The following is a 15,747-nucleotide window of genomic DNA, read 5'->3' as shown; positions in this document are numbered from 1 at the left end:
GACTACTTGTTGATCTCGGCGGTGATGGCCTTGGCAGCGGCCTCGGCCGCGGTCTTGGCGTCGCCGCCCTTGACGACCGCCACCTCGGCGTTGGCCATCGGGCCCCAGATCGCGCCCATGGCCGGAATGGCCGGCATCGGGATGCCGTTGGCGCCGGCCTGCACGAACTTCTCGGCGTTCGGGTCCAGGGCCTTCACCGCGTCGGCGGCGGCGGTCAGCGCCGCGGGGCGCGGGTCGGCGTTGTAGAGCGCCATGGCCACGTCCTTGTTGGTGACGTAGTTGGCCACGAACTCCTGGGCCAGCACCTTGCTCTTGCCCTTGGCCGCCACATAGAACGCCTGCACGCCGAGGAACGGCTTGGCCTGCCCGCCGGCCGCGAAGCCGGGGACCGCGCTGATGTCGTAGCCGAAGCCGGCCTTCTTGACGTCGTTCATCGACCACGGGCCGGAGATCAGGAACGCGCACTTCTTCTGCACGAAGCTCGGGATGCCGTTCTCGTTGCCGATCGAGGTCTTGATCGCGCCCTCGCCCTTCTCGCCGAGCGCCTTCATCTTCTCCAGCGCGGCGATCGACTCGGGGGTGTTCACGGTGACCTTGGACGGGTCCGGGTCACCGGAGGCGGTGGTGCCGAACAGCGAACCGCCGGCCGCCGAGAACAGCGGGTACGTGTGGTACACGTCGCCGGCCGCGCCGAACGGCACGCACAGGATCTCCTGGACCTTCTTCGCGGCCTTGAGGTCCTTGCCGGTCTTGATCAGGTCCTCGATGGTGGCGGGCGCGGTGGGCACCAGGTCCGTGTTGCGGATCAGGGCCACGTTCTCCATCGCGTACGGCGCGCCGTAGATCTGGCCGTTGAAGGTCACGGCCTTGATCGCGTTCGGGTGGAAGGCGGCCTTCTGCTCGGCGGTCAGCTGCACCGGGTCGATGGCGCCGTTCTGCACCATGTTGCCGATCCAGTCGTGCGCGCCGACCATGATGTCCGGGCCGCTGCCCTGCTGCGAGGCGGTGATGAAGGTCTGCTGCTGGTTCTCGCTGATCTCCTTGACCTCGACCGTGACGCCGTTCTCCTTGCCGAACGCCTCGGCGAACGGCTTGAGCACGGGGGCCCGGGTCGGGTCGGTCCACAGCACGAGCTTGCCGTTGCCCTTGTCCTTGCTGGGCGTGGCGGCCGGCTCGTTGGTTCCGCCGCAAGCCGCGACACCGAGCATCAGCAGCCCGGCGGCGGCGATCACACCCGCGGTACGGATGCGCATGAGCACTCCTTCGAGAAGGGTCACCGGGGTGACCCGGGGGTGACCGCGCGGGCGAATCCACGCGCCCGTGCGGCCGAGAGGGGTCGACGCGCCACGCTTTTGGAAGGTCTTCCAGAATTCGTGACGCACCACAGCACCCGTTGCCGGGACGAATATGGGGAGTCGCTTGGCACGCCGCGAGAGCGGCGGCGTGCCGGGACGAGCCATATTCGGCTGTGATGGGTGTTACAGAGTTTGTTGCCGGGAGGTTAGCAAGCCTTTGCAAACAATGGAAGACCTTGCAACGTGCCCATATCAACATCCGGCTGTCTTCGGCTAGAGTGCCGCCATGCGCGCACGACTCTCTGACATCGCCCAGCAGGCGGAGGTGAGCGAAGCCACCGTCTCCCGGGTGCTGAACGACCGGCCCGGCGTCTCCGCCGACACCCGGCAGGCCGTGCTGACCGCTCTCGACGTGCTGGGCTACGAGCGCCCCGCCCGGCTGCGCAAACGCAGTGCGGGCCTGGTCGGCCTGGTGGTCCCGGAGCTGGACAACCCGATCTTCCCGGCGTTCGCCCAGATCATCGAGACGACCCTGGCCCAGCAGGGCTTCACCCCGGTGCTGTGCACCCAGACGCCCGGCGGCGTGACCGAGGACGAGTACGTCGAGATGCTGCTCGACCGGCAGGTCTCCGGCATCGTCTTCGTCTCCGGCCTGCACGCCGACTCGACGAGCGACCCCGAGCGCTACCGCAAGCTGCTCGCCCGGCCGCTGCCGATCGTGCTGGTCAACGGCTACGCCGAGAACATCGAGGCGCCGTTCATCTCCTGCGACGACCGGGCCGCCGGCGAGCTGGCCGTGGCCCACCTGGTGGCGCTCGGCCACAAGAAGATCGGCCTGATCTCCGGCCCCGACCGCTACCTGCCGGTGCAGCGCAAGATCGAGGGCTACCGGGCCGCCATGCGACGCCTGCTCAACCTCAGCGATGCCCAGATCAACGAGATGATCTCGCTGTCGCTGTTCGGCGTGGAGGGCGGCGATGCCGCGGCCTCGCGGCTGCTGGACAAGGGCGTGACCGGCTTCGTCTGCGGCTCGGACCTGATGGCGCTGGGCGCGATCCGCGCGGTACGCCAGCGCGGCCTGCAGGTGCCCACGGACGTCTCGGTGGTGGGCTACGACGACTCGCCCCTGATCGCCTTCACCGACCCGCCCATGACCACGCTGCGCCAACCGGTGCGGGCGATGGCCGTGGCGGCAGTGCGGGCCCTCGTGGACGAGATCAAGGGGCACCCCGCGCCGCACTCGGAGTACATTTTCCGACCTGAGTTGGTCGTTCGGGGGTCCACCGCCGCCCACAGCGGGTGACAATCCGTCAGTATGATGATTGAAACTTTCTGAAAAGCTCTGCTTGACTCTTGCGCAAGTTGCACGACATCCTTCATGGGTCCTCGCGGCGTTCTTAGCCCGCGAGACACCCGCTCCTGGAGGAAGACATGCGCCGCAGCAGCCGCGCCGCCGCCGTCACCGGCGGTGCCGTCGTGCTGCCCGCGGCTGCCCGTGGCACGGCCGCCGAGAAATCGCTCTCCTGGCCGGCCGCCTCCGTCTTTCACGCCTCTGAGCTGCGTGTACACCTTCCCGTGGAGTCGGCTGGCCGGCTCACCCGGACCGTCCCGGGCCACCACGGCCGCGGCCGTGCCCCCCTCATGACCGACAGACCGCGCAGCCGCTCATGCGCCGCACCTGGAAAGGACTGCCAGTGACCACGCAGGCAAACGACGACTGGTGGCGCGACGCCGTCGTCTACCAGATCTACCCGCGCAGCTTCGCCGACGCCGACGGTGACGGCACCGGCGATCTGCAGGGCGTGCGCGGCAAGCTGCCGTACCTGCGCGAGCTCGGCGTCGACGCGGTCTGGCTGAGCCCGTTCTACACCTCGCCGCTGGCCGACGGCGGTTACGACGTCGCCGACTACCGCGACGTGGACCCGCGCTTCGGCACGCTGGCCGACTTCGACGCCATGATGAAGGACGCCCACGCGCTCAACATCCGCATCATCGTCGACCTGGTGCCCAACCACTCCTCGGACCAGCACGTCTGGTTCCGGCAGGCGCTGGCGGCCGCGCCCGGTTCGGCCGAGCGGGAGCGGTACATGTTCCGCGAGGGCAAGGGCGAGAACGGCGAGCTGCCGCCCAACGACTGGGAGTCCATCTTCGGCGGCCGGGCCTGGACCCGGGTCCCCGACGGCCAGTGGTACCTGCACCTGTTCGCGCCCGAGCAGCCCGACCTGAACTGGGAGAACCCCGAGGTGCGCGCGGAGTTCCGCGACGTGCTGCGGTTCTGGCTGGACCGGGGCGTGGACGGGTTCCGCATCGATGTCGCCCACGGCATGATCAAGGAGGCCGGGCTGCCGTCGGTGGGCCGCACCACCGACGAGGGCGGCCGCCAGGTCGAGATGCTGGGCAGCGAGCGCCTGCCGTACTTCGACCAGGACGGCGTGCACGACATCTACCGCGAGTGGCGGCCGATCCTGGACGAGTACCCGGGCGGCCGGATGGCCGTGGCCGAGGCGTGGGTGGAGTCCCCGGAGCGGCTGGCCCGCTACATCGGCGCCGACGAGCTGCACCAGGCCTTCAACTTCGACTTCATGATGGCCGACTTCGACCCGGCGTCGTTCCGTACCATCATCGACAAGTCGCTGGCCGAGGCCGACCTGGTCGGCGCGCCCACCACCTGGGTGCTGTCCAACCACGACAAGTTCCGCCACGTCACCCGGTACGGCGACGGCGAGCTCGGCCTGCGCCGGGCCCGCGCGGCCACCCAGCTGATGCTGGCCCTGCCCGGCTCGGCGTACCTCTACAACGGCGAGGAGCTGGGCCTCAACGAGGTCCTCGACCTGCCCGACGAGCTGCGCGAGGACCCGTCGTTCCAGCGCACCGGGGAGAGCCGGGACGGCTGCCGGGTGCCGCTGCCCTGGGGCGGCACAGCGGCCGAGGGCTTCCGGTTCAACCCGGACGGCCTGGGCACGCCCTGGCTGCCGCAGCCGGCGAAGTGGGAGGCGCTGACCGCGCAGGCGCAGGAGTCCGACCCGGACTCGACGCTGAACTTCTACCGCGCGGCGCTGCGCCTGCGCAAGGAGCTGCCCGCACTCGGCGGCGGCACGCTGACCTGGCTCGACGCGCCCGAGGGCGTGCTGGCCTTCCGGCGTGAGCCCGGCGTCGTGGTGGTCGTCAACATCGCCGACCGCGCCGTCGACCTGTCCGAGCTGACCCTGACCGGCGAGATCCTCCTGTCCAGCGGCCCCCTGCACACCGACGGTCGCATCCCCGCCGACACCACCGTCTGGCTCACCGCCTGACCCACCCGCCCCCTTGTCTGAAGTCTTAAAGAGTCGCGCCTTCCGGACGTCCCGGAAGGCGCTTCTTTTTAAGAGTTGCGCAGGCGGGGGACGGTGGGCGCGGGCGGTGGGGGATCGGGCGGCGGGGTGGTGCGGGGGTCGGGGAGGATGAGGGGGTGGTGGCTGTGGTGGGTTGGGTGCAGCGGATGACCGAGGTCGTCGGCGCCCGTTATGACGCGCTGGTGGACCGGGCTCGCAAGCGGTCCGCCGCGTTCGACCACCTGTGGCGGATGAAGGAGCGCTACGCCGACGTGCTGGCCGGGCGGCTGGCCGCGGCGATCGCCTACTACGCGTTCTTCGCCGCCTTCGCCCTGACCATGGTGGCGTACGCGGTGCTGGTCAAGGTCTTCTCCGCCAACGCCGAGCTGGTGGCCGAGGTGGACCGCTTCCTCGTCGAGTACTTCCCGGCGGTCAACACCGAGCAGCTGCGCACCTCGGCAGGCTCCATCGGCACCGTCGGCCTGGTCAGCCTGGTGCTGGCCGGGATCGGCTGGGTGGACGCCTGGCGCTCCTCGCAGCGCGCCATCTGGGGGCTGGACCAGCACCCGGGCAACTTCCTCGTGCTGCGGCTGACCGACTTCGGCATGCTGCTGGCGCTGGGCCTGCTGATGGCCGTCTCGCTGACCGCGATCGACGGCCTGGTCACCCTGTTCGACCTGCTGCCCGGCACCAGCGGCGCGTTCTGGGTACGGGTGAGCGCGTACGCGGTGACGATCCTGGTCAATGCGATGATCGGGTTCGCGCTGGTCACGGTGCTGCCCCGGGTGCACATGACGCCCCGGCGGCTGCTGCCCGCGATCGGCATCATCGCGGTGGGCCTGACGCTGCTCAACGAGTTCGGCCGCTACTTCGTCCAGCGCACCGAGAACAACCCGGCGTACGTCGCGGTCGCCGCGTCCGTCGGTCTGCTGCTGTACCTGTACCTGTTCAACCAGATCGTGCTGTGGGCCGTCTCGTACGCGGCCACCTCCGCCAACGGCAAGGTGTTCGACCTGGCCTGGGGCCGCCCGCGCAAGCACCACCTGGAGTGGGTGCCGCCGGGCGACATCGCCAAGGCCGAGGCGGACGCGGTGCAGGCCGAAGCCGAGGACGAGGCCGCGGACCGGGCGGCCCGGCTGGAGGGCGCGGACGACTCCGACGCGCCGGATACGCGGAAGACCCCCGAAAAGCATCGCGAAGCTCGATGATGGTCGCGTGGGTGCACTCGTGACTTTGGAGCTGCCGGCCGGAGCGCCGCAGCTAGACCTTCCCTGGATCATCACCTTCGGGCCGCTCGACGACGACGAGGAGTGGGAGCCCGTGGTGTGCGGCCCGTACGAGCGGCCGCACGCGCTCGCGCTCGCGCAGCACGTCGTCGCCGACGAGGACCTGATGGCGGTCGTCGAACCGCTACTGCCGGCGACCTCCCTGGACCAGATCCGCGCCGAGATCGCCAACGCGCAGGACCTGGCCGCGCAGGAGGCCGACGAGATCGACGACGTGCTCGACGACGACACGGACGACGACCACGATCACGACCATGACCACGACGACCACGTGGTCGAGGCCCCGAGCGCTGACGAGCTCAAGGCGGGCTTCGCCCGCATCTCCGCCCGCCTCACCGCCTCCTGACCCGCATCACCTCACCGGCGCGCCAGGCCTACCGCCTCGGCGCGCCGGTTCTGTTCGTGCACCTTCGCGGGAACCGCACGAACGACGGCCCCGATCCGTGCGGTTTCCCGGAATCTGCACGCGATCTTGCGACGTGACGCGGAGCGGCAGCGGCGCGGGGTCAGCCGCGGAGCGGGTAGGAGCGGATGGGCTGCCAGCTGCCGGTGCCGTTGTGCTCGTAGCGGGTGAAGTGGTCGACGTCGAAGCGGGCCGAGTAGTCGGCCAGGCGGTCGAAGACGTCGTCGAGCGCGGGCTCCGGCACGTCGTGGCCGACGGTGACGTGCGGGTGGTACGGGTGTGCCAGATCCCGGGCCAGGGGGCCGGTGCGGATCGCGCCGGCCAGCTGCTCGCACTCCCCGATGCCGGTCGCCAGCGCCACGAACACGACCTGGCTGACCGGCCGGAAGGTGCCCGTGCCGCGCAGCTGGATGGTGAACGGCGCGTTCTGCTCCGCCACGTGCGCCAGCAGCTCGTCGATGCTGCGGTCCAGCTCGGCGGAGATCGGCAGCATGGTCGGGCCGAGCAGGGTGACGTGCGAGGGGATCAGCGCCGCGAGCGGGTCGCCGGTGGACGCGCGGGCCGCGTCGAGTTCGGCACCCCACGGTTGCGGGATGCCGATCGCGATACCGATGGTGCGCTCCACCGACGCCTCCAGGCTTGACTGCCGTTTGCTAACGCCCCGCAGGGCCAAGCTCTGCCAGCTAGTTCTTGTCGCCTGCCGGCGCCAAGAACCCGATCTTGTCGTAAACCGTAGCCAGCGTCCGGACCGACACGGTACGGGCCTTCTCGGCACCGATGACCAGCAGTTTGTCCAGTTGCGCGGGATCGTCCAGGTACTCCTGCGTGCGCTGCTGGAACGGCGTCACGAACTCCACCACCACTTCGGCGAGGTCCTTCTTGAGGTCACCGTACCCCTTACCGGCATACGCCTCGACCAGCTCGGCGATCGGGCGGCCGGACAGCGCGGAGTAGATCGTCAGCAGGTTGCTCACGCCCGCCTTGGCCTCGGGGTCGAAGACGATGTCGCGGCCGGTGTCGGTGACCGCTGACTTGATCTTCTTCGCGATCTTCGCGGCCGGTTCCAGCAGCTCGATCAGGCCGTTGGTGGTCGACGCCGACTTCGACATCTTCGCGCTCGGGTCCTGCAGGTCGAGGATCTTGGCGGTCTCCTTCACGATGTGCGGCTGCGGCAGCGTGAAGGTCTTGCCGAACAGCGTGTTGAAGCGCTGCGCCAGGTCCCGGGTCAGCTCCAGGTGCTGGCGCTGGTCCTCGCCCACCGGCACCGAGTCGGCCTGGTAGAGCAGGATGTCGGCGGCCTGCAGGATCGGGTACGTGAACAGGCCCACGCTGGACCGCTCCGCGCCCTGCTTGCTCGACTTGTCCTTGAACTGGGTCATCCGGCTGGCCTCGCCGAAGCCGGTGATGCAGCTCATCACCCAGCCGAGCTGCGCGTGCTCGGGCACGTGCGACTGCACGAAGACCGTGCAGCGGGCCGGGTCGAGCCCGGCGGCCAGCAGCTGCGCCACGCTGACCCGGGTGCGCTCGCGCAGCACCTTCGGGTCGTGCCCGGCGGTGATCGCGTGCAGGTCGACCACGCAGTAGAACGCGTCGTGCGTCTCCTGCATGCCCACCCAGTTGCGCACCGCGCCCAGGTAGTTGCCCAGGTGGTACGAGCCGCCGGTGGGCTGGATCCCGGAGAGCACCCGGGGCTTGCTGTGCTGGGTCGCGTCGAAGGACATGCGGGCCATTCTCCCACCCGGATGATCGGCCCACGAACCTGGGAACCGGCCGCCGCCGGCAGGACTCACTAGAGTCGCCGAGAACGAGGGACCAGGGAGACCATGACCGCGCAGGACGAGCTGGGTGAGCTGTACCACGCCGGGTACCGCCGGCTGGTGGCGCAGGTCTACGCGTTCACCACGGACCTGACCGAGGCGCAGGACGCGGTGCAGGAGGCGTTCGCCCGCGCGCTGGCCCGCCGGCACGGCCTGAGCGATGTGGACGCGCCGGAGGCGTGGCTGCGTACCGTTGCGATCAACGTCGTGCGCCGCCGCTGGCGGCGCCGCCAGCTACTGGACACCATCCTGCTGCGGGAGCGGCCGCTGGCCCGGGCGACCGCGGCCGCGCCGGAGCCCGACAACACCGACCTGCGCGAGGCGCTGGCCGCCATCCCGAGCCGGTACCGCGAGGTCATCGTCCTGCACTACCTCGCCGATCTGCCCCTGGACGAGGTCGCCGAACTGCTGGAGGTCCCCGTGGGCACGGTCAAGTCACGGCTCTCCCGGGGCCGGGACGCGCTGCGGGGGCTGCTCGACGACGTCGAGGCCCCGCCGCTGGAGCAGGTGCGGGTCCGGGCGGGCCGGATCAAGGCCCGCCGCCGGACGGCGCAGGCCGCGAGCGCCGCCGCGGTGCTGCTGATCGCCGCCGTGGGGGTGTTCCAGCCGTGGCGGCCGCAACTTTCGCCGGACCAGACCGCCGCCTCGCCCAGTGCCTCGGTCAGCGCGCCACCCGCGCCCGTGTACTCGGGATCAGGCTCCGCGGCGGGCCTGGACATCGACGGCATCTTCAACCCCGCCACTGCCCCCGACCTGCCCGGCTCCATCACCGAGTTCGAGCTGGCCGGCGGAGCCGGCTGGCTGCGCACCGCCTGCTCCAGCCGGGAGCTGCCGAGCTGCAAGCCGGCTTTCGCGCGTACCGGCGACGGCGGCCAGACCTGGCAGGTCGTGACGGACGACGGCGCGGCGGCGCCGTCGGTCCCCGGCGACCCCGGGTTCACCGTGACCTGGGCCGCCCGTGGCCGCACCCCGTCCGGCGTGGCGTGGGTGGGCGGGCTGGACGGCGGCACGGCCTACCTCGCCTCGTCCGCCGACGGCGGGCAGTGGCAGCGCCACCCGCTGCCGGGGGCGGCCGGCGCGGACCGGGTCACGGCCACCGTGCGCGGCGAGGACGTGCTCGCGTTCGCCCTGAAGAACAACAAGATCATCGCTGTGTACGCGGGCCGCCCGCCCGTCCGCGTCTCCGGCGGGGCCGGGTTCGCCCCCGTCGGCGAGCCCGTCTACCTGCCCGACGGCCGCATCCTGGTGGCCGGCCCGGAGAGCCGGTTCTACGTCAGCGGCGACCAGGGCGCGACCTTCACCGCGGCGGCCGGCACCCTGCCGAACGTCGGCGAGCTTCGTGCCACGACCGACGGCTACGTCGCGCTCGACCTGTTCCGCGCCGGCTGGGTCGCCGTCTCCACCGACGGCCAGACCTGGCACAAACTCCCCATCCGCTAATCCGCCACCCAGGCCCACTCCCGGCCTCGCCCACCCCCGCGCCGAAGGAAGGGCACCTTTCCATCGCTATGCGTAGAGGAAGGTGCCCTTCCCAACATGCGTGTCAGTGATGATCGCTGTTTCAGGTCAGAAAGTGTGCTCAGGCTCCACTTTCTGACCTGAAACGGCGATCATTCCGGCCAACGGCCGGTCAGGCCAGGTCCGGTAGCGGGGTCGGGTCGACCGGGATCGGGTCGGCGGGAGTCAGGTCCAACGGGGTCAGCCGGACCCGGGCGACCCGGCGGCCGTCCAGAGCCAGCACGGTGAGCCGGTACGCCTCCACCGTGGCGCTGTCCCCCGCGGCGGGCAGCCGGCCCAGGGCGCTCATCAGGAAGCCGCCCACGGTCTCGTACGGCCCGGCGGGCAGCGTGATCCCGGTGCGCTCGGCGAAGTCGGCGAGGTTGAGCATGCCGTCGACCTCGTCCGGCGTCGGCCCGCCCGGGGCGTGGGCGGCGGGGGTGTCGTCGTACTCGTCGTGGATCTCGCCGACCAGCTCCTCGATCAGGTCCTCGAGGGTCACGATGCCGGCGGTGCCGCCGTACTCGTCGACGACGACGGCGATGGTGTGCCGCTCACGGCGCATCTCCGACAGCGCGGCGAGCACCGGTTTGCTGGCCGGGAAGCGCTTGATCTCGCGGGACAGCTCGCGGACCGAGCGCTCCGGGTGCTCGTCCCAGAGCAGGTCGCGCAGGTGCACGAAGCCCACCACGTCGTCGTGGCTGCCGTCGGCGATCGGCATGCGGGTGTGCCCGGCCTCGCGGGCCTCCGCGATCGCCTCCGCCACGGTCATGCCCACCACCAGGAACCACACCTCGGTGCGCGGCACCATCACCTCGCGCAGCGTGGCCGCCGAGCGCGACAGGGCCTTGCTGATGATGTGGCGCTCCTCCGGGTCCAGCGCCGTGTTCACGGCGACCAGCTCCCGCAGCTCGGCCTCGGTGATCTGCTCGCGCCCGGCGGTCGCCTCGACCCCGAGCACGCGGCTCGTCCAGCGTGTCAGCGCGTCGGCGGCCCGTACGATGGCCGGTGCCACGGCACGGGCCATCCGCCCGGGCGGACGTAACCGGGGCTCCCGTCGGCGCGGCTCGCGGCCATGGGTTTCCCGCTGGCGGGGGGTGTTCTGCCGGGGCACGGACATGGGCGCATATTAGCGTTCCCGGATAACCGTTCCGGCATGACGAGCGGCACAGGCAGGCCGGGGACAGCGATTTCCGGGTTTTCGCGGGTGTCCGGCCACTAGCCGGCAGCACTCGGAACGTTCGAGCCTGTTGCTTTATGTTTGAATGTGATGAGATAGCGGAACGACACGACCGCCACGGCGCGGGCTAGGCTGGCCCGCACCAGCAGTTCGAGGAGCTTCTTACATGAAGGTACTGGTCACCGGAGGCGCCGGATACGTCGGCAGCGCCGTGGCGCGGCTGCTCGTCGACGCCGGCCACGAGGTCGTCGTGCTCGACGACCTGTCCCGCAACGACGCCTCCCAGGTGCCGGCCGGGGCCCGCCTCGTGCAGGCACGCATCCACGACGCCGCCACCGTGCTCACCCCCGACGCCGGGTTCGACGCGGTGCTGCATTTCGCCGGCCTGATCGCGGCCGGGGAGTCGATGGTCCAGCCCGAGCTGCACTGGGACAACAACACCGTCGGCTCGCTGGCGCTGCTCGACGCGATGCGCGCGGCCGGTGTCCGGCGCCTGGTGTTCTCCTCCACCGCCGCCACCTACGGCGACCCGTCCGAGCTGCCGCTGACCGAGAACGCCGTCACCAAGCCGGTGAACACGTACGGCGCGACCAAGCTCGCCGTCGACATGGCCATCGCCTCCGAGGCGCACGCCCACGAGCTGGCCGCGGTCAGCCTGCGCTACTTCAACGTGGCCGGTGCGCTGGTGCTGCCGGACGGCTCGATGATCGGCGAGCGGCACGACCCGGAGACCCACCTGATCCCGATCGCGCTCCAGGTCGCCGCCGGGCAGCGGGAGAAGCTCGCCATCTTCGGCGACGACTACCCGACCCCGGACGGCACCTGCATCCGCGACTACATCCACGTCGGCGACCTGGCCCAGGCCCACCTGCTGGCGCTGGAGGCGGCCCGGCCCGGCGAGCACCGCGTCTACAACCTCGGCAACGGCACCGGTTTCTCCTGCAAGGAGGTCGTCGACGCGGTGCGCGAGGTCACCGGGCACCCGCTGCCGGTCGAGATGGCCCCGCGCCGCCCCGGGGACCCGGCCGAGCTGGTCGCCTCGTCGGCGAAGGCCCGCGCCGAACTCGGCTGGACACCGGCCAAGCCCGACCTGCGCGACATCGTCGCCGACGCCTGGACCTTCTTCCGGAGCGGGCTGTGACCGCCGTCGACCAGGGCGTATGGGCCGCGCCGGGCCGCATCAACCTGATCGGCGAGCACACCGACTACAACGACGGCTTCGTGCTGCCGTTCGCCCTCCCGCAGCGCACCGTCGTCACCGCGGAGCGCCTGGATCGTCCCGAGTGGTCCGTCACCTCGACGCTGACCGGTGAGACCGTCACCTTCGACCTGTCCGAGCCCGTCACCGGCTGGGCGGCGTACGTCGCCGCCGTCGTCTGGGTGCTGCGCGAGGCCGGCCACGATGTCCCAGGCGCGCGGCTGTCCATCGACTCCGACGTGCCCGGCGGAGCCGGCCTGTCCTCGTCGGCCGCCCTGGAGTGCGCGGTGCTGTCCGCGCTCGCCGACCTCGGCGGGCTCGACATCCCGGTGGAGCAGCGGCCGAGTCTCGCCCAGCGCGCCGAGAACGCGTACGTCGGCGTGCCCTGCGGGATCATGGACCAGTCCGCCTCGACGCTGTGCCGCGAGGGCCACGCGCTGTTCCTCGACTGCCGCAGCCTGGCCACCGAGCAGATCCCGCTCGACCTGGCCGGTCAGGGCCTCGCGATCCTCGTCATCGACAGCCGCGCCCCGCACCAGCTCGTCGACGGCGAGTACGCCGCTCGCCGCGCCGCCTGCGAGCGGGCCGCGGAGCTGCTCGGCGTGCCCGCGCTGCGCGACGCCGTCCTCGACGACCTGTCCCGGTTGGACGACGAGCTGCTGATCCGCCGCTCCCGCCACGTCATCACCGAGAACGCCCGCGTGCTCGACACCATCGCGCTGCTGCGCGAGGGCCGGCTGCGCGAGATCGGACCGCTGATGACCGCCTCGCACGCCTCGATGCGCGACGACTTCGAGATCACCGTGCCCGAAGTGGACGAAGCGGTGGAGACGGCGCTGGCCGCCGGCGCGTACGGCGCCCGGATGACCGGCGGCGGCTTCGGCGGCTGCGTCCTGGCCCTGGTCGAGGCCGAAAAGGCCGCCACCGTCGCCGAAGCGGTCACCGCCGCCTTCGCCGCCCGCGGCTTCCACCCGCCCGCCACCTTCCTCGCCCTCCCGTCCCCCGGCGCCCACCGCCTGTCCTGAACGAAGGAAGGGCACCTTCACAACGCTCCGCGTTGTTGGAAGGTGCCCTTCTTAACGCGCTCCGGCGCTCGATCAGGAGCACCGCAGGCGCGGCCGGGAGCGCCGCACGCGCGCCCGTCCACGCTCGGCCGTGAGCACGTGAGCACCGTGCGAGCAACCTCCGATGCCCGGCCCGGAGCACGGCACGCGCGGCGTCGCGCCTTCCCTCGCCCCGGCCCATGATCGCCCGCGCCTTGGCCATGATCGTCCGATTTGCCAGGCACCTGTGCGTATCTTGAGCCCGCTTTCGCCCACTTGCCAGGCAAGTCGAACGATCATGGTGTGCGGACCGCCCGGCTTGCGCGGCGAGACCACAAGAGCGGGGCGGTTTCGTATCCGACACCACAGTGGACGGTCTTGCGGGCATGCGGCAGGATGCCGCGCATGGCTTCCGCGGAACGCAACTCGTACCTCGACCAGGTCGTGGCCCAGTCGGCACAGCTGGAGCAGGACCTGCGGGTGAAGAAGGCCCCGATGGCCCCGGCACCGGCCGCGGGCGGTGGCGACACCAGCAACCGGGCCCGGCGCAGCGCCGCCGAGGCCGCCACCACCCCGCCGACCGCCGTCGACGTGCGCGTCACCGGCTTCGGCCCGTGGAAGACCGTGCTGGTCCCGCCGAACGCCTTCGTCGTGCACACCCGGCGCGGCCGCGACAAGCCCCTGCACCTGGGCCTCGGCACGTCCTTCCGGTACCGGTCGGCCACCGACTCCTACCTCGTGGTGCCCGGCACCATGCAGACCATCCTGCTCAACGCCTTCTGCATCTGCCGCGAACTACAGGGCGTGCTCGTCCAGGCGTACGTCCAGTGGATCGTCCAGGACATCGCCACCGCCTACCGCAAGCTCGACTTCGGCGACGCCTCCGACCCGATGCGCCTGGTCAACCTCCAGCTCAAGGAGCAGGCCGAGGCGGCGATCAAGGACAAGGTCGCCACCATGAGCGTGCACGAGGTGCTCAGCGACAAGCAGCCCATCATCGAGGAGCTGACCGCCCGGCTGCGCGGCGTGGCAGAAGGCGCGGGTGACAGTGACACCGGGCTCGGCCTGCGCATCGTGACCGTACAGATCAAGGAGGCCGTGGTCACCTCTGCCCGGCTCTGGGAGAACCTGCAGAAGCCGTTCCGCTCCGAGCAGGGCCAGCTCGCCCGGCTCGCCGAACTCGGCGCCCAGGAGATCATCACCGGCCGGGAGCTGGCCTCCCAGCGTCTCGACCAGCTGCAGCGCCTGGAGAACGACCGCGAGCTCGCCGACCTCAAGGCCCGCAACGCGGCCGGCGCGTTCGACCGCGACGCCGCCGAGCGGCTGCGCCGGGGCGAGCGCGAGCAGGCCGACGCCCGCGCGCTGGCCAGCCAGGCCAGCGAGACCACCCTGCACGAGCTGCAGCTGGAGCAGCAGCGGCACGCGCAGGAGACCGAGATGCGCCGGCTGCGCCTGGAACTGGAGCAGACGCTGCAGCGCCTCACCCTCGACCACGAACTCGCCGTCGCCCGCGACCGCGCCGAGCAGCTACATGCCGCCGCGCTGCTGGAGCTGGAGCGTGACCGGGTCGGCCAGGACATCGCCAACGGGCGCTCACCCGAGGCCGTGCAGGCCGAGCTGATCGCCCGGTTGCCGGAGATCGTCGCCAAGCTCCCGAAGCCGAACGAACTGCGTACGGTCAACCTGTCCGGTGCGGACGGCGGCAGCCTGTCCGGGATCGTCGCCGAGCTGGCCGCCGCGGTCACCGCGATCCGGTCGGCGGTATCGTCGCGCGAATGATCGCCTGGGTGAGCCCGTCCGACGCCGCGTTCGGCGCGGTCGCGGAGCTGTTCGACGACTACCGCGCGCACTACGGGCAGCAGCGGGCGTACGGCGCGACCCGGCAGTGGCTGCAGGACCAGGCAGCCATGTCGGGTCTCCGGATCAGTGCCGCCTTCACCGCCGGGCGGCCGTGCGGGCTGCTCACGGCGCTGGTGGTGCCCGCGTCGCTGACGCTGGGCACGTTCTGGATGATCCGCGACCTGTACGTGCCGCCGGAGCACCGGGGCCGCGGCCACGCCCGCGCGCTGCTGACCGAGACGGTGTCGCAGGCCCGCGCCACGGGGGCGCGGCGGGTGGCCCTCCAGACGGAGCACGACAACGCCGCCGCCCTGGCCCTCTACGGCAGCCTGGGCTTCGCCCCTGTCGACGGGTACGTGTCGCTCAACCTCGGCCTGTGACCCCCGAGCCTCACCAGCCGGGGTTGTCCGGACGCTGATAACCGCACGGAGCCTCGCCGAAGGCGTCGTGAACCGTCGCGGAGTAGGCCGTCTCACACACGACGCTGATTCCCTGGTCGTGCACGACCACGCTGAACGGGGCCTCGTCGAGGTCCTGTTCGGTGACGACCGTCAGCGTCTGCCCCGGCAGCAGCCAGTGATCGGTTCCCCAGGGCTCCACGAACATGCACTGCATGGCACTGGTCTCGTTGGTCACCTGCAACTTCGGCACCCGCGCACCCTAACCAGCGCTCCCGCCTGCGCGCTGACCCGGAAACGCGAAGATCGCCGTCTCCGGTCATTTCGTGGGGTGCGGCCCCAGTTCTTGACCCGAAACGGCGATCTTCAGCCGTCGACCCGAAGCTCAGGCGGCTTCGATGATCATGCCGGCGGCGACGGTGCGGTTGGTGGCTTCGTCGATGATGATGAAGCCGCCGGTGGTGCGGTTGCGGCGGTATT

At 71.0% G+C, this 15,747-nt stretch carries 14 protein-coding genes; 9 read left to right on the top strand and 5 right to left on the bottom strand.

Going from position 1 to position 15,747, the window contains the following annotated elements; all coding sequences use genetic code 11:
* Positions 1-2: 2 nt before the first annotated feature.
* Complete coding sequence (locus tag AB0B35_RS39760) at positions 3-1,253, bottom strand: extracellular solute-binding protein (protein ID WP_360538507.1); 1,251 nt, start codon at positions 1,251-1,253, stop codon at positions 3-5.
* 328 nt (positions 1,254-1,581) lie between these two features.
* Here AB0B35_RS39760 and AB0B35_RS39755 point away from each other — a divergent pair, with 328 nt between their 5' ends.
* The 4 genes from AB0B35_RS39755 (at position 1,582) to AB0B35_RS39740 (ending at position 6,238) form a co-directional block, all read left to right on the top strand.
* Entirely contained in the window at positions 1,582-2,598 is a 1,017-nt protein-coding gene (locus tag AB0B35_RS39755; protein ID WP_360538509.1) for a LacI family DNA-binding transcriptional regulator, read from the top strand.
* A gap of 364 nt (positions 2,599-2,962) precedes the next feature.
* On the top strand, positions 2,963-4,588 hold the full coding sequence (locus tag AB0B35_RS39750) for a glycoside hydrolase family 13 protein (RefSeq protein WP_361056388.1): 1,626 nt from the start codon (positions 2,963-2,965) through the stop codon (positions 4,586-4,588).
* 155 nt (positions 4,589-4,743) lie between these two features.
* On the top strand, positions 4,744-5,814 hold the full coding sequence (locus AB0B35_RS39745; RefSeq protein WP_361056385.1) for a YhjD/YihY/BrkB family envelope integrity protein: 1,071 nt from the start codon (positions 4,744-4,746) through the stop codon (positions 5,812-5,814).
* 7 nt (positions 5,815-5,821) lie between these two features.
* Entirely contained in the window at positions 5,822-6,238 is a 417-nt protein-coding gene (locus AB0B35_RS39740) for a hypothetical protein (protein ID WP_360538515.1), read from the top strand.
* A 160-nt stretch (positions 6,239-6,398) separates the two neighbouring features.
* Here the strand turns inward: AB0B35_RS39740 and AB0B35_RS39735 are convergent, their stop codons facing one another.
* Together AB0B35_RS39735 and trpS are read right to left on the bottom strand one after the other, a co-directional pair.
* Positions 6,399-6,920: a 2'-5' RNA ligase family protein gene (locus tag AB0B35_RS39735; protein ID WP_361056382.1), complete on the bottom strand. Its 522-nt coding sequence runs from the start codon at positions 6,918-6,920 to the stop codon at positions 6,399-6,401.
* A 58-nt stretch (positions 6,921-6,978) separates the two neighbouring features.
* Complete coding sequence (gene trpS, locus AB0B35_RS39730; protein WP_361056379.1) at positions 6,979-8,016, bottom strand: tryptophan--tRNA ligase; 1,038 nt, start codon at positions 8,014-8,016, stop codon at positions 6,979-6,981.
* A 102-nt stretch (positions 8,017-8,118) separates the two neighbouring features.
* On the opposite strand from trpS, the gene AB0B35_RS39725 reads away from it, so the two are divergent.
* On the top strand, positions 8,119-9,552 hold the full coding sequence (locus AB0B35_RS39725) for a sigma-70 family RNA polymerase sigma factor (protein WP_361056376.1): 1,434 nt from the start codon (positions 8,119-8,121) through the stop codon (positions 9,550-9,552).
* A 190-nt stretch (positions 9,553-9,742) separates the two neighbouring features.
* Here AB0B35_RS39725 and AB0B35_RS39720 read toward each other — a convergent pair whose 3' ends face one another.
* Entirely contained in the window at positions 9,743-10,636 is an 894-nt protein-coding gene (locus tag AB0B35_RS39720) for a hemolysin family protein (protein ID WP_361056415.1), read from the bottom strand.
* Between the two features lie 319 nt (positions 10,637-10,955).
* Between AB0B35_RS39720 and galE the strand changes: the two genes are divergently transcribed.
* The 4 genes from galE to AB0B35_RS39700 all read left to right on the top strand — a co-directional run bounded on the left by galE (position 10,956) and on the right by AB0B35_RS39700 (position 15,249).
* On the top strand, positions 10,956-11,930 hold the full coding sequence (gene galE, locus AB0B35_RS39715; RefSeq protein WP_360538521.1) for a UDP-glucose 4-epimerase GalE: 975 nt from the start codon (positions 10,956-10,958) through the stop codon (positions 11,928-11,930).
* Entirely contained in the window at positions 11,927-13,012 is a 1,086-nt protein-coding gene (galK, locus tag AB0B35_RS39710) for a galactokinase (RefSeq protein WP_361056373.1), read from the top strand. Before galE ends, galK begins: the two co-directional genes overlap by 4 nt.
* A gap of 423 nt (positions 13,013-13,435) precedes the next feature.
* Positions 13,436-14,809, top strand: a complete 1,374-nt coding sequence (locus AB0B35_RS39705) for an SPFH domain-containing protein (RefSeq protein ID WP_361056370.1) — start codon at positions 13,436-13,438, stop codon at positions 14,807-14,809.
* Positions 14,806-15,249 carry a GNAT family N-acetyltransferase gene (locus AB0B35_RS39700; RefSeq protein ID WP_361056367.1) on the top strand — a complete coding sequence of 148 codons (444 nt, stop codon included), beginning with the start codon at positions 14,806-14,808 and terminating at the stop codon, positions 15,247-15,249. Before AB0B35_RS39705 ends, AB0B35_RS39700 begins: the two co-directional genes overlap by 4 nt.
* Before the next feature lie 10 nt (positions 15,250-15,259).
* Here the strand turns inward: AB0B35_RS39700 and AB0B35_RS39695 are convergent, their stop codons facing one another.
* Positions 15,260-15,520, bottom strand: a complete 261-nt coding sequence (locus AB0B35_RS39695) for a hypothetical protein (RefSeq protein WP_361056364.1) — start codon at positions 15,518-15,520, stop codon at positions 15,260-15,262.
* Between the last annotated feature and the right edge of the window lie 227 nt (positions 15,521-15,747).

Origin of the sequence: Catellatospora sp. NPDC049133, assembly GCF_040648455.1 — a bacterium.
GTDB classification, from domain to species: domain Bacteria; phylum Actinomycetota; class Actinomycetes; order Mycobacteriales; family Micromonosporaceae; genus Catellatospora; species Catellatospora aurea.
The sequence above is the reverse complement of the archived record's forward strand: the minus strand, read 5'-3'. Positions and strand labels throughout refer to the sequence as shown.